Origin of the sequence: Peptostreptococcus stomatis DSM 17678 (genome assembly GCF_000147675.1) — a bacterium.
In the GTDB taxonomy this organism is placed as follows: domain Bacteria; phylum Bacillota; class Clostridia; order Peptostreptococcales; family Peptostreptococcaceae; genus Peptostreptococcus; species Peptostreptococcus stomatis.
Genome location: NZ_ADGQ01000062.1, coordinates 1 through 15,033 on the forward strand (window position 1 = coordinate 1; position 15,033 = coordinate 15,033).

Sequence of the window (15,033 nt, forward strand, 5' to 3'; positions counted from 1 at the left end):
CTTGTGCTTCTGATCATCACCATTGCTATCATAATCTATATCACTGGCTCCCTCTTCGTATGATATTATTGATCTTATCATAAGAGCCCCTTTTTTATTATCTAGACTATCATAAGACCTGAAATAGCCTCTGTCAACTTGATATGAATATTTCTTCATCTTGCTAGCCGTTCTGTCAAGAGCAACCACAATAGATTTATTCGTATCCTTGTCCGGTTCTATAACAACATAGTACTCTCCGTCTACTTGTATATTATACTTTTCCAAATCAATTTCCGTATCACCAAATACATTCAAATGTCTGACTTTTAATGGCATTAATAATGTTTTAATACGATTATTTTTATCAAATTTCACAACAGAAATCATAGCAGAAGTTCCCGTATTCTCTATATCGCTAGCAAACCTAACCTTAACTTTACTCAAGGTAGCCTTTTTCTTTGGTTTGAATGAAACTGCTACTCCTAAATCACCATTTATGCCAACAACCTGATTTTTTCCATTTTCGTTTTCCTTACCATTATCATAATAAAGTTCAACTTCATCTAAATCATTCTTGTCTTCCAAGTTTATATCAAAATCGCTTGAATTTTCATCAAGTGTTACCTTTTTTTCATAGAATTTATATCCGTGCTTAAAGGCTCTGAGTGTATATTCACCTACTGGAACATCTTTGATGCTAAACCTTCCATCATTTCCTGTTAGTTCAATCTCAGTTGTAGCATCTTCTACTAAATATACATTTACATCAGATAATTTTGTGCCTGATTTGTCACTAACACTCCCCTCCAAATTTTTTGTAGGTTTCTTAACCATATCAAAGTCTACATGAGTAGTATTTTCTTTGTTAATTTTAATTGTTTTGTCTATAGAATTATATCCAAATGCCTTGCAAGATATTTTTATATCCCCCTCTGACGGATATACAAGGAAAAATTCACCACTCGAAGAACTACTCTTAACCTTAATATCTGTACCTTCTACACTTATCTCAGCTTCTACTGGTTTTCCATCAGAGGTTACTTTTCCCCTAATAGTTCCTATTTCTTTATCCATTGCCTTTACGACTGCAGCATAAGCATTGACAATTCCATGCCCGTATCCATTATTAGGTGCTGTCTTGTAGTAGGAATCTGTCTTTGGAGTTGCAGTTTCTTCTAAAATTTTTTGTATCTCTCTATCATTTAGATTTTGTTTTGCAGATTTTACCAAGGCTGCAACACCAGCTACATGTGGGGCTGCCATTGAAGTACCGCTCATATAAGCATAAGTATCTTTGATACTGGACCTTACATTAACCCCAGGTGCAGAGATTTCTGGCTTTGTAAGGCTTGTATCAAATAGAGATGGCCCTCTTTTTGAAAACGAAGCCAAGTTACCCATTATATCAACTGCTCCTACTGCAAAAGACTCAGGGTATGACGCAGGTATAACTATACTACTATCACCAGGTAATGATTCACCAGGCATCTGATTACCAGCTGCAAATACTGGTAAGATGTGGGCCTGTCTCCACCTATCTACAGTGGATTTAAACCAGGTATCTGTCAAATACTGTGAACCACCCCATGAATTGTTGATGATTTGGGGTGCCTTAGAGGGGTCATTTCCAGGAGCCAACATCCATTCAGCTGCCCTTATAAAACTTGATTGTTCTACATTCTTGTAATTACTATCAAATATTCTGGCATTAATCCATTGAGCATCAGGTGCTACACCTATTCTATTAAATTCCTCACCACTTGAATTTAATTCAGAACCCAGTACTATACCAGTACAATGGCTTCCATGAGCCATATCAAGAACACCACTAGTATCCTGCTTACCTTGAATAGCATCAAAATAATTACTATTGTCAAAATTAACTCTATTAGTTGATTGGTCATAACCTTTAAATTTTCTCTTTAAGGCAGGATGGTTAGCGTCTACTGCTGAATCCATTATACCGACCGTCACACCTTGACCTCTAACTCCCTGATTCCAAGCCAAGTCTGCACCGATATTTTTCAAATTCCACTCAATCTCATCTCTGTTAGATTCTAAATTACTTGGTTGCTTGTCAATTGGATTATCAGCTTGAATTTTTTGATTTATATCTATTTTACGTATATTAGGATGAGACGCTAATTTCTCTATTAGATTCGCTTTGGATTTCAAATGTATGGCATTTATGATATAAAAACTTTCATAACTTTTTACATTCCCAGATTCTTTTTCTTGCTCTAACCAATCCAATACGCCATCTTGACTTTCCATAGCAGTCTGAGATAGCTGAGCTATAACAGCCTTCCTGTCTTTATCGTCTTTACTCTCTTCTGTTTTTATGGTCTTACTAAGTTTTTGAATATCCTCATTTGATGTATCATCCTTAAAATATACCATGCTATCTATATAGCCATCAGTTTTATTCAACTTTGCCTTTAACGCATCAGTGATCACATCATCAGACGACATTCCTCTAACCTGAACAATATTTTCTGACGATTTATGAGCTATAATACTACCACTGTAATTTGTTATAATCATACAAGTAGCCAGAATAAGAGTCAGACAAGATTTTTTATTTTTTTTTGCACTTGTAATGCCTCCTAACTTTACCATAGGATACAAAATTGTATCCTATGATAAAATATTTTTTGATTATAATATCAATTTTTCTAATTTTTTACTATTAATGACTTTATAGATTCTCTTACTGACCTACCAATAGAGTTTATTCCACCAAGAATAGTCGCATTACTTATTTTATTATCTTCAATATATTTTCTCTGTCTTGAAGTCATATAATTTGAAACTAACTGTAATGGTGCTTTCTTATAAGCTGCTAACTGAGAACCCGCTAGAGCATCTGTCATTTTATCATTATCACCGGATGCCATAACTATCCCATCGGACTTAGTATATAGCTCCTCTGACAATTTTAATGAAGTCTCATACCTATCGTATCCACTAATCCTCCTAATCTTTTTAGCAGCCATTTCTAGCTTTCTTTCTAAGTCATTTGACACGGATTTATATCCACCAACAATAATTACTTCATCAGCTTTATTTACCAATGACATATCACTATCAGACAAACTCTTACCATTTGTTAAAATCATATTGTAGTCATTCTGAGCACAATAACCGGACATAGAAATAGCATCCGCATAATTAACTCCATTTACTATAACCAACTTCTTAAGATCTGAGTTTGATTTTTTTGCTAATTCTCTAGCTGTATCATACCTATCCTTACCGTAAATTCTTTCAGTGCTGATACCCATAGTTCTTAATTCATCAGTAACCTGTCTGTTGATAGTATTATATCCACCAACTATGCTCACCTCACTGACCCCTAGTCTTTTTAACTCTCTTATAGTCTCACTTGGCAGATAAGAAGTCTTAGTTAGTAGTATTGGTGCCCCTTTCTTCTTTGCAAACAGTGAAGTTGATAGAGCATCTACAGTTACTTGACCGGATGCCAAGACAGCCTTCTTATTTGTATTTGGGTATAATATTTTACTTATTTTACTAGCAGTATCATACCTGTTTTCACCTTCTAGACTGCTAATTTCAGACTTTGTATTTTCATTCTTTACATTAAGTGTTAGCTTGGCAGTCTTTTCCGTATTCATAGCAGGAATAAACATTTTTATGATTATGATTCTCTCAGGTTTACTCTCCCTAGTAAATTTAAAAGTATTTACTCCCTTATCTTCCTTTACAAGATTGGCTTCTTTAAAGTATTCACCATTTTTAACATATAATTTACCTACACTAGGTTTATTCTCATCATACCTTCTGAATGTTAATTCATATGTGGTTTGATCTTTATCCTTGTCATATGTTGTTAGGACCTTATGATCTTTTAAGAAAATATCTGCCATTGATTCCTTATTGTCCTCATCCATTATCTTTGCATCAATACTTTTCTTGTCAGATTTTTCATTTTCCTTTTCTTTCTTTTCATCTGTGTTATCTTTTTTTACATCCTCAGATGATTTAAACTTTTCGATTGCTTTTTCTAGTTTTTCTATCTGTTTATTATAGTCGTCATTATTCTCAGATGTGTTTAATATATTTACAGACTCATTTATCACCTTATTAAGTTCATCGTAGGCTTCTTTAGATTTTTTGCCTTGTTCTATTTTCTTAGCCATATTTACCTTGCTCTCCAAGGATTTCCTTGCCTGGCTAGAACCTTTTTCCTTTTTTTCTATTAGAGACTTGATAGCTTTATCTATTGCCTTAATTAGATCAGACCTTTTGTCCTGTCCATTCTTACTCTTAGCCTCTTTAAGATAATTTTTAGCATCAGTCAATTTGTCCTTTAGATACTCCACTGTTTCATCAGTATATTTGTCAGAATTTAATTTTCCTTCTGCTTCGCTTATTACCTTTTCCAATTCACTAGTATCATATCTTAGTCTATCAGGTGAGTGCTGAATATCATACTTGTAATCATCTATTTTGGAATCTTGTATATCATCTCTTGCAAGATATTCTTTTAGCTCTTTATATCTATCCTCTGCAAATTTCTTCGCTTCTTTGATGCTATCTTGAGTATACTTCCCAGATTCTGATTCTGATTTTAAATCAGCATCTGCCTGTTTTTTGACTATATCTAATTCTATATACAAATTCGGTTTTTTAATAGAATTAAATAGATTTTTATATGCCTGACTTACTTCATCATTAGTGGCATTATTATTATTTCTAACTGATATTGCATTCTTATAAGCAGACATCAAGTTTTCATAAGGTTTTTCAGGTATGATATTCTTATAGACTTCATAATAATCCTTGTTTATTCCATTAATCAAGTTTATTAACTGAGTCTTATCCACTTCACTATCATTGTATCCATCAGTTTTTTTAGCATAATCTATGTCTAAGACTACTGTATGTTCGTGATTTTTATCTCCAAAAACTGGTGTAGCAGAGTCAAGATTCAAATACAGCTTTTGAGTTGAAGCATCTACCGGTATTTCAACTTCTGTTGGATATTCGTATTCCTTGTCCACTGACTGATACTTCATTCTAATTCTAGCTAATTTTTTGTTCTTTCCCTCAAGCTTTTTACCACTCTTTTGATTTCCTTCAAAGTAGTATATTTTTGATATTACTCCTGTAGGGTTTCCACCTTCTCCCAAAAGTGGTCTTAACTTCAGTGTCAATATTTTATCTGAACCCTTAATGCTTAGCTTGGCCCTGTTTATAAGTGCAGATGCAGCATGACTCTCAGAATGACCATTTTCATGTAAAAACTTAACATTTACTGTATAATCCTTAGATTCATTATTACCTGGTATATTTGGCTCTTCATTATTACCATTCCCATTGTCAGGTTTAAGATTTTCATCATCTGTTTTAATCTTTTCATCATAGTTGATGCTTAACTTATTATCAGTAATATAACGTTTTACATCTATATTTCCCTTGGAATCATAATATGTTATATCTATAGGCAGAAGGTCTTGCTTGCCATCTACGTCTAATTCTATTTTTTCTGGACTATACAAGCTTTTTGTTCCGTCTATAAAATCAAATTTAAATTTTTTACTTGTAATTGTGTTAGCTGGTTGAAGTATATTTCTTCTTGAATATTGAAATTCTGTAATTAATTTATCAATTTTATTCCCGTTCATAATAGGTTTTAAATATAAAACTAATTTCTTGTTTTTTCCACCTTCTTTTATAATATACTTTGCATCTTTGTTTATAAATTGAGAAAAGTCAGTATTCACATTTCCATTTGGTTTTTGTAAATTTACCTTAACATCATATATAGCATCTTTTTCTTGATTCTTGTCTTTGTCATCTTCAATTAAATCATCACTGCTTCCATCTTTTCTTTTCAAAGAATTCGCAGCCTTCTTTAATTCATCATAAATTTCTTTGGTATCATTAGGAACCGGCATAGTCTTCTTAGTAGTATTTAGCCATTTTTCTGCCTTAGTAAAAGCCACTAAAAATTTTACATATGAATCAGATTCATAACGATCTCTTAGATCAACTCTATCTTTGACTTTATCATACAAACCCTGCAATTTTTCAGTATTATAACGTAGAACTGTGAAGCTTAAATTAGTGGTCCTAGCCACATCTCCAACAAGATCTGACAAATCCTTATTATCCATACTTCTGTTTATACGTTCAAGTTCACTTTTAAAAGTTTCTAGACTCTCTTTAGTATAGATTTCAGGAGAATAAACAGAACTGTCTAAGCTACTTTTCTGCTGACTAAGTTTTTTTCTCAATATTCCTCTTGCGGTTTCTTTATATTCCGCATAATATATAGGCTTAACAATTTTATATAGACTGGTTAAATCTTCCTCGCCCATATCTCTAAAGTCTCTAATCTCACGTAAAGCATCATCTATCTTCCTACTCTCAGTAAGATCCATTATCTCACGTTTTATGGCTTCGCCTCTCTTCATCCAAGCCTGAATCTTATTTTCAACATAGCCTTGTGGTCTTTTGTCTTTTAGAGACGTATTTACTTTTTTTAATTGACTATATTTTATATCAATACCAAATGGTTCACTTATAGTAATTTCTTGATTATTATTGTTTATGTATTTTAAGCTGTTTACCACTAAATTTTCAGGTCCAACTTCTCCAGGTACTGTGACACTAAACATTGCAATATCACTATCTTCCTCAATTGGTTTTATAGCAGTAATCGGCCTGACAGTTGATATTCCATTAAAGGAAATGTGCTTGATAGACTTAACCATTTCTTTTTTCATGGAGAGCATGATATCATGTTCATTTCCAGATTTAACTACGGCAACAACTCCAAACAGTTTTTTTATTTCCGAATTATTTTCTCCCTTAACATATATATCTTGAGCCGGAGTATAAGAATTTACACTGGTAACTTTATATATGTCAAAATCTGCCTCTCTACCTTCATAGTATCCATCTGCTTTAAGTTCATTAGACAGTGGAAAATACATAGCATTTATTTCAATCATTAAATTATCATAGAGTGATTTAGCTTCTGCATCTGTTAAATTTTCCAATTTTCCATTTATACGATATGCTTCTTGCCACAACTTCCACCATGGTGTATCCTGAATTGCAGTTTCATTCATTCTACTACCATCGCTAAATACATCAAAAGGTGTTCCATTGTCTACTGTTTTGATAAATATGGTACCTAAATATCTATCAAGGATACTCTTATCAGATATAATCTTTTCTACTAGTTTTCTTAACTTGGTTTTGGCTTCACTCTCCTCTTTTCCATTTTGTAAAATGCCAACATTTGCATGGCTTTTAATATGATTGCTTTCAGCAAAACCTGGTACAAGGGTTCCTGTTGACATTATTAAAGACAAGGCAACAGATACCATTTTCTTGCTTATGTTATATTTTTTATTAAGCATAACTTCCTCCTACGTTTTACAACAATATTTAATATGCTTTTTAGCAGAAAACGTTTTTATAATTCTTATAGTAGCGCTACCTTGGTTCTTATTATAAACAGATTTCTACCAAACATATTCTAGCATAGCTTGATAATAAATGCAAGTTATTATTACTATCATCTATTATTTTATATTTTCATTTTATTAAAAATATAGTAATACAAATCATCTTATTTTAGACTAGATAAAAAATTATACTAATAAAGAGAGGTTATGCTTTCATTTACTTATTTCTTGAATGCATAACCTCCATTAATTTGAGATCTACGAATGTGTAATCTCACCTATATTAAATTTACAAATCATCAGATAAACTGAACAAACTACTTAAGTCCAGCTAGTATTGATTCAATCTTTTCCTTAGGCATAAAACCTATTTCTCTGCTAACTTCCTTACCACCCTTGAAGAAAATTACTGTTGGTACAGTACTTACACCAAATTCCTGAGCCAACTCCATACTTTCATCAACATCAACCTTTGCGAAATAAGCTACGTCCTTCTGTTCTTCAGCTACTTGAGCAAAAACTGGTCCTAACATGTTACATGGACCACACCAAGTTGCAAAAAAGTCAACAACAGCTACTCCTTCATTTTCCTTTACGTTCTTTACAAAATCCTGTGCCTTAATTACATTTGCCATTTTTATTTCCTCCTAAATCATATTTATCAAATAACATTTTATCAAATATTTTTGAGTAAGTACACTAATATTCTTATAATACCTGAAAAAAACTTTTAAAACATTTTTCGTACATTTTTCAAGATTCATACAAAAATATTCACTTCAATTTCAAATTGCAAACTTTATTTACTTTGCTTTACTTTCTCAGCCTTTGGCTTAGGTTTTACTGGCTTACCCTTAGGTATGTCAATAGTAAAGCTAGTACCCTGACCTAGTTTTGATTTGACCCTTATGTTTCCATATAGGGTTGTTGCTATCAACTTGGCTATTGATAGGCCTATACCTGAACCTTCTACTTCAGTTGCCCTTACCGAGTCACTCCTAAAGAACCTCTCAAATATTCTCTTTTGGTCCTTTTCAGATATTCCTATACCAGTATCTTCAACCAAAATCAAAACCCTGTCCCTGCCCTTTTCACTGGCTGTGATAGATATTTTATCACCAGCCTCAGTATACTTGAAGGCATTGTCTACAAGTATTCTGATTAATTGGTTAAGTTTAGTCTTGTCAGTATATATAATACTATTCTTCATCTTAATCTGATAGTCAAAAGACTTGTCCTGGTAGTCCGCAATTTCAATGTAGCTTTCAAAGGTCTCCTTGAACAAGGCTTCTATATCTACCCTGCCAATATTGAGCTTGACTATTGACTCCTCCTTAGTCAGAGACAAGAGTTCATTAATCATTTTCTTTAGCTGCCTGGTTTCTCTCATGGCCACTGCTATAGTCTCTGCCTCATCTTCTATGGTAACATCCGGTTGTTTCAATAATGATTCCAGCTTAGACTGGATTATGGCAACTGGAGTCCTTAGTTCATGTGATGCATCCTGGACAAACTTAACCTGGTTGTTCCAAGATGTTTCTATAGGCTTAAGGGCCTTGCTGGATAGATATCTAGCTATTATATATACAAGCAATAAAGATAGTATGTCAACAAGTATCAAAAGAGTCACCATATTGCCCAAACTTAATATTTCTGAGTCAATATTCCTCATTATCTTGTACTTATAACCATTTTCCTCCTTGACCACAAGACTCCTAAAATTATATCCGTTTATATTTTCGTATACAAAGCCCTCCTCTTTACCCAGATTTTCTTTTGGAATGCTAATACCAAAATACCTATTCCTAGTATAGTATAGGAGGGTATCACCCTTATATATGTATAGGATATCCTTTGGGTCTTGAAGGCTTATAGGTTCTAGTATCGAATCCTTACTGTATTGGTCCTTGATAAAGTGAAATTCTTCAGCTAAATTATTATCAATACCACCAATCAAGCTAATACTGAAATAATTGTATATAAAACAACTAACCAAAATCATAAAGACTTCTACTACACACATAATGGTCAAAGTCAGATTTCTTTTGGTCCTATCAAAAACATTATTGTTTATCATCCAATATGTAACCAACCTTTCTCTTTGTCTTTATATATTTATCATAGTCATATTTGGACAATTTTTTTCTTAGATTACTCACATACACCTCTACAATCTCTATAGTAGCATCCGAATCTATACCCCAGATTCTATCATATATCTGCTCCTTTAAGAGGATTGACCCCTTATTCAAGACAAAATACTCTAGGAGTTTAAACTGCTTATTCTGTAACTCTATCTCCTCGTCATTTATATAGACACTATTCTTTTCAGAATCTATTCTCAAGTCCTTGAATTCTAGGTACTTCTTGTCCTTTATTTTCCCATTTGTCCTAAGTATGGCATACACCCTGGCCACTAGCTCATCCATATAAAATGGCTTAGTCAAGTAATCATTGGCACCAAGAGTAAAGGCTTCAACCTTGTCATCAAGGGCCTCCTTGGCTGTCAATATTAGGATTGGTGTATCTATACCATCCTTTCTGGCCTGGTTTAATATTTCTATACCACCCATATTTGGCAACATTAGGTCCAATATAACCAAGTCATATATACCCTGTGAAATTAGGTAAAGACCTTCCTCACCATCTCCGCATGTTTCTGTATCAAAGTGCTTAGATAACTCCTTTTCTATATCCTTTTGTATCGTCTTATTGTCTTCAACTATTAATATTTTCATAACTTCCCCCCATCAATACTCAAGTATAAATAATAATGTCTAGACTTTAACTAGACTTATTCCCATATCATTATCATATACTATTAAAAATTTCAGCATTCAAAACACTATATAAACCTATTTTATCATTAATAGAGCAAAATATCCATACATCCACCCTATAATATATGATATAATAGTCAGGAATATAGATAGGAGGTCAACTATGTCTAATAAGCAAATAACTTTTAATGAGCTACTTGAACCAAAAAAATCCACAAGCAAAAAAGATAGAGTAAAAACTGGAAATACCAAGTCTAAGGAAACTTCAAAAACGACTAAATCAAATGATAAAACTAAGAAGACTTCCACTGATAAGATTCCTAAAAGAGTTACCCTAGGATCAAAAACAAGAGTTGATGGAGTCAAAAAACTTACTGAAGAAAAAACTAAGGCTGTGAATAAGACTAAGCCTAGAAATAAAAATAAGACTGGCAGGGTTACATTCACTCAAGACGAATTGGATAAGCTGTGTGAAGTATATGACTGGTATATGACAATCAAGGACCTAGACCCCCTAAAACAAGTTAAGCAAATAGAAAATACTGATATTAAAATTGAAAAAGATATTATCAAGCAAGCCAAAAAGGTTGCCATTACAATAGATCAGGAGGTTTGGGAAAACTTCTCTACCCTGGCCACCAATATATCACAAAAAAAAGGCCCCTTACTTACTGAAATTATCAAGGAATACTTGCAAAGGCATAGGGACCTATACTAAAAAAATATGGTTCAAAGATATATATTATTCATTATTTAAATAATATAAAAGATCGTTAGCATCCCCCATTTTTGGGGGATTTTTTATGCTAGCGATCTGTAAATTCAAATTATATAGTTTTCATTTAAACTAGAAGTTTATACCATCTTTAGCCAACTTTGCTTCCAGGTCCTTGTCATCTACATCTACCCTCTTACCTATAAATCTTAGACCTATAGCAGAAGCTGCTATAGCTACTGGTAGTACGATATAGAATGGAACTCCTAAACCTGCAGGTATATAACCAAATACTATAGTAATTGCACTAATAAATATAGCATATGGCATCTGCGTATTTACATGGTCAATGTGGTTACAACCGGCTCCCATAGATGATAGGATTGTTGTATCAGATATTGGTGAGCAGTGGTCACCAAATATAGCTCCTGTTAATACTGCTGATGTTGCAACTATTACATAGCTCATTTCTGGAGATAATGAATACGCTAGAGGTATTGCAAGAGGCATCAGGATACCCATAGTACCGTAAGCAGTACCTGTTGAGAATGAAATTACAGCTCCCAATATAAATATAATACTTGGTAGCAGGAATGGTGGTAGTGATCCTGATAGGTACCTTATAAGGAACTTAGCTGTTCCAACTTCCTTGATAACTGAGCTTAGAGACCAAGCAAGTATCAAGATAACACCTGTAATCATCAAAGTCTTCATACCATCTACCCAAACTTCTATAGCTTCTGACATAGTATAGATCTTCTTAATTTTTGCAATAATTATAGATACTATAGATGAGAATATAGCAGACTGGAATAAGGCTACTGAAGCATCAGAAGATGAGAAACACTGTCTTACTGATGAGAATGAAAACGGACTAGCATTGATTGATGCTATTAGGTTTGCATCTTCACCACCCATAATTGTAGAATAACCACTATAATAGAAGGCTATTAGTGAACTGACTATAAGTACTCCTATAGGTATAATAGCATTCCAAACACTTAGAGTAACACCCTCCTTTGGTGCCATATCATCTAATTCTTCAACACCCTGGTCTAGGTCAGTTGTTATATTCTGTCTTCTTCTAGCTATATATTCCGCCTTTCTCATTGGACCAAATTCTCTAGCCATGTAGGCAGTAATTAATATAAAAGCCAAAATAAGTATATTATAGAACCTGTATGGTATAGTGCTTAAAAATACACCAAAGGCATCTATGTCTACATGAATGCTAGTAAAGGCATCATGTATCAAACCTACTTCTAGGCCTATCCAAGTCGATATGATTGCCAGACCAGCTATTGGTGCTGCAGTAGCATCTATTACAAAGGCTAACTTTTCCCTGGAAATATTCATCTTATCAAAGACCGGCCTCATTATTGGACCAACAATTAGTGAATTAGCATAGTCATCGAAGAATACCAATATCCCCAAAAACCAGGAAATAGTCTGTGCTCCCTTTGCTGACTTAGCTCTTCTTGCTAGAGACTCAGCAACGGCCTTGGCTCCTCCCATCTTACCTACAAGGTTGATAACACCACCTATACATAATACCTGTAATACGATACCAGCATTCCATGGATCTGCTAGGGATTTTAGGGCTCTAGATATAAAGTCTAGGAAGGCCAAAACTATTCCTGATACTATACCGCTACCACCTGATAGCTGTAGTATCAGTGATCCAGACATTACTCCTAAAAACAATGATATTACAACGTTTCTTGTTATAAATGCCAAGACAATTGCTAGCAATGGCGGTATAATTGTTATAATTCCTAACTTTAATGAATTTGCCTGTGCAATCTTGTCAATTTCTTCGGCATATGATGGCACTGCCATCATAATCGTCATCATCAGGGTGATGACCAAGACTCTTAAATTCTTTCTGTTCATAATAACCTCCTACAAAATATAAGTCCTTTTTCGTAATATTGTTGATAGAAGATTTCTGACATCAAAGCATATAAAAAGCCTCGGATGGGTATCCGAGGCACAAAAAGCATACTCAAATGATAGCCCAACACAAGATACTTGTGACAGTGATACGCATATTCTACGTACCCCCAGCAATACAAACCTAAAGCTGTTTGTATGCTTCGGCAATTGTTCCTTTCCTTGTGGGTGCTTTACCCCTTTTCTCAAGTACTAATAACAAGTGCGCCTCTATCTTCTATTCAATTACTAATGCAAGTATACACTAAAAGTTAAAGACATGCAAGTCTTTTTTTCTCTTATTTTTAATATTTATTTAATTTTCTTTTAATAAATCTTTAGATTTATCTATACTTAGGTATATTATAACTCATTGCCCCTATATTGCTTGAGTATGAAGCTATATCGGCCATCTTATTAGCTATAGAACTTGGCCACCTTACTTCTGTCGCATACTGGTGGTATATAATACTTGGGTTCCACTTCATGCTATAAAGCGTGTTCTGATGATATTTACTACTATGGATATACCTATTAGTTATCCATGATGCAGCCCCGTCTATTCCAGCAGCTACACTAGTCCAACCATTATTATAGGCTGTAGCACTACCTCCTGCTAGGGCATTTCCATCAACTGCCCCTATACCGAAGAAGTTGTAAACAGTCTTACCATTGTATACGGTACCCTGGGCCAACTTAGATGTACCATAACCGGTTTCTATCATAGAGTGGGCAACTAGATACAATACATTTATATTATTCTTTTTAGCAGCATCTATAAAGGCTTGTCCCTGATTATAGAAAACATTACCTGACCTACAGTATTTTGCTAAATATGCATTTAACTGACTCGCAGTTATATCATCAGTATACCTGTCAAGAAGGGCAAACTGCATAATGTTAGAAGAATCCATATACCTTGATGGGTCCATATAAGATTTTAACTCATTTCTAGTAACCTTTCTCCATCCGCCTACTGTCAAGGTATTTACGGCTTTTGACATCTGCAAATCAACATGTTCGTCCAGAGTCATACCCATATCAACATAGTTAGTATTACCCACTGAGGCTTTTGCCTGACCGTTACTTGTATTTATAGTCAAATCCTCATTACCTACACTGCTATCTTGCCCTGCATTATTATCTTGGCCTACATTTTCTACTTCTTCACCAGTATCCTTAAGGTAATATGAAGATACATAACCTATCTGTCCCTTATAACGTACCTTGTTCCATCCATTAGTACTAGATATATACTCAACAGTATCTCCCCTGCTTAAGTCAGCTAACTTTTCACTTAAGGAATTTGCAGACTTTCTAACACTTAGGTTGTTAGCCATAACCATCATTTTTCTACCTGCACTTGCCGTAGAACCAGTAGATGAAGCAGATAAGAGCCTGCTTGAAAGATAACCTGTCTTACCATTGTATGTTACCTTAGTCCAGGCAGAACCCTCCTCAAGAACTCTAACCCTATCACCCTTTTTCAAGACTTGAATAACAGATGACTTTGTATTAGCTTCTTTCCTTAGGTTTAATGTATTACTAGAAACTGTCTTCGTAATACTTGCAGGTGCAGTCTTTATATTATTTACAGTTTCACTTTTTTCAGCTATAGCTGATTCCTGCACCCAACCATCATTGTTATTGAATTTAATATTTACCCAAGAATCTCTTTTAGAAAGAATTTCCACCTCATCTCCTTTTTTAAGGACGAACTTAACACTTTCATTTGATCCTGGATTTACTCTAATATTTACATATTCGTAATTAATTACTCCGACTTGTCCGGCTGCAAAGGCTGAAGCACCAAATAATGGTAGGACAGCTAAGGCCGATAAACCTATCTTTATATTCAAATAAAACACTCCCTTTCTGAGTACTCTAATTATTATAGCAAATAATTACAAATTTGTAAACATTTTAAGTTACAAAAAAGTAACATATTTAACTTCTTTCATTATTTATTAGTATAAATAATATATTAAATAATATATTATTTTCTGACTTTTTACAATAAACTATATTATAATCTATTTTATTAAAAAAAATATCTTTATTTCACGCTTAAAATATGATACAATTAATCTATGAAATATATTATAAATACTATATTTTATGATATTTCTTTTTAGTACAATATTCATTTATGTATATTTTAATTTTTTATAAGAGGAGGAGA

Annotated in this window: 8 protein-coding genes and 1 riboswitch; of the genes, 1 reads left to right on the forward strand and 7 read right to left on the reverse strand. The window is 33.6% G+C overall.

Annotation, left to right across the window (positions count from 1 at the left end):
* The 5 genes from HMPREF0634_RS09395 to HMPREF0634_RS06945 form a co-directional block, all read right to left on the reverse strand.
* A partial coding sequence (locus tag HMPREF0634_RS09395) for a S8 family serine peptidase (RefSeq protein ID WP_007790289.1) occupies positions 1–2,601 on the reverse strand: 2,601 nt, incomplete at its 3' end.
* 56 nt (positions 2,602–2,657) lie between these two features.
* Complete coding sequence (locus tag HMPREF0634_RS06930; protein ID WP_007790283.1) at positions 2,658–7,376, reverse strand: cell wall-binding repeat-containing protein; 4,719 nt, start codon at positions 7,374–7,376, stop codon at positions 2,658–2,660.
* A 365-nt stretch (positions 7,377–7,741) separates the two neighbouring features.
* Positions 7,742–8,059: a thioredoxin gene (gene trxA, locus HMPREF0634_RS06935; protein WP_007790306.1), complete on the reverse strand. Its 318-nt coding sequence runs from the start codon at positions 8,057–8,059 to the stop codon at positions 7,742–7,744.
* A gap of 164 nt (positions 8,060–8,223) precedes the next feature.
* Positions 8,224–9,501 (reverse strand): sensor histidine kinase, encoded by a 1,278-nt coding sequence (locus HMPREF0634_RS06940; RefSeq protein WP_007790320.1) that lies wholly within the window; start codon positions 9,499–9,501, stop codon positions 8,224–8,226.
* Positions 9,488–10,162, reverse strand: coding sequence for a response regulator transcription factor (locus tag HMPREF0634_RS06945; RefSeq protein WP_007790322.1), 675 nt, complete (start codon positions 10,160–10,162; stop codon positions 9,488–9,490). The genes HMPREF0634_RS06940 and HMPREF0634_RS06945 overlap by 14 nt, the downstream gene beginning before the upstream one ends.
* Positions 10,163–10,367: 205 nt before the next feature.
* Between HMPREF0634_RS06945 and HMPREF0634_RS06950 the strand changes: the two genes are divergently transcribed.
* Positions 10,368–10,922 (forward strand): hypothetical protein, encoded by a 555-nt coding sequence (locus tag HMPREF0634_RS06950; protein ID WP_040565878.1) that lies wholly within the window; start codon positions 10,368–10,370, stop codon positions 10,920–10,922.
* A 129-nt stretch (positions 10,923–11,051) separates the two neighbouring features.
* On the opposite strand, the gene HMPREF0634_RS06955 is transcribed toward HMPREF0634_RS06950, so the two are convergent.
* Together HMPREF0634_RS06955 and HMPREF0634_RS06960 are read right to left on the reverse strand one after the other, a co-directional pair.
* Positions 11,052–12,812 (reverse strand): Na+/H+ antiporter NhaC family protein, encoded by a 1,761-nt coding sequence (locus HMPREF0634_RS06955; RefSeq protein WP_007790277.1) that lies wholly within the window; start codon positions 12,810–12,812, stop codon positions 11,052–11,054.
* Between the two features lie 112 nt (positions 12,813–12,924).
* Positions 12,925–13,093: riboswitch (Lysine riboswitch) on the reverse strand.
* 102 nt (positions 13,094–13,195) lie between these two features.
* Entirely contained in the window at positions 13,196–14,710 is a 1,515-nt protein-coding gene (locus HMPREF0634_RS06960; protein ID WP_007790279.1) for an SH3 domain-containing protein, read from the reverse strand.
* Positions 14,711–15,033 lie beyond the last annotated feature (323 nt).

Excerpts from the sequence above, each read along its gene's own strand:
- HMPREF0634_RS06930 (WP_007790283.1), bottom strand. The coding sequence starts at position 7,376 with ATGCTTAATAAAAAATATAACATAAGCAAGAAAATGGTATCTGTTGCC.
- HMPREF0634_RS06955 (WP_007790277.1), bottom strand. The coding sequence starts at position 12,812 with ATGAACAGAAAGAATTTAAGAGTCTTGGTCATCACCCTGATGATGACG.
- HMPREF0634_RS06940 (WP_007790320.1), bottom strand. The coding sequence starts at position 9,501 with ATGATAAACAATAATGTTTTTGATAGGACCAAAAGAAATCTGACTTTG.
- HMPREF0634_RS06950 (WP_040565878.1), top strand. The coding sequence starts at position 10,368 with ATGTCTAATAAGCAAATAACTTTTAATGAGCTACTTGAACCAAAAAAA.
- HMPREF0634_RS06945 (WP_007790322.1), bottom strand. The coding sequence starts at position 10,162 with ATGAAAATATTAATAGTTGAAGACAATAAGACGATACAAAAGGATATA.
- trxA (WP_007790306.1), bottom strand. The coding sequence starts at position 8,059 with ATGGCAAATGTAATTAAGGCACAGGATTTTGTAAAGAACGTAAAGGAA.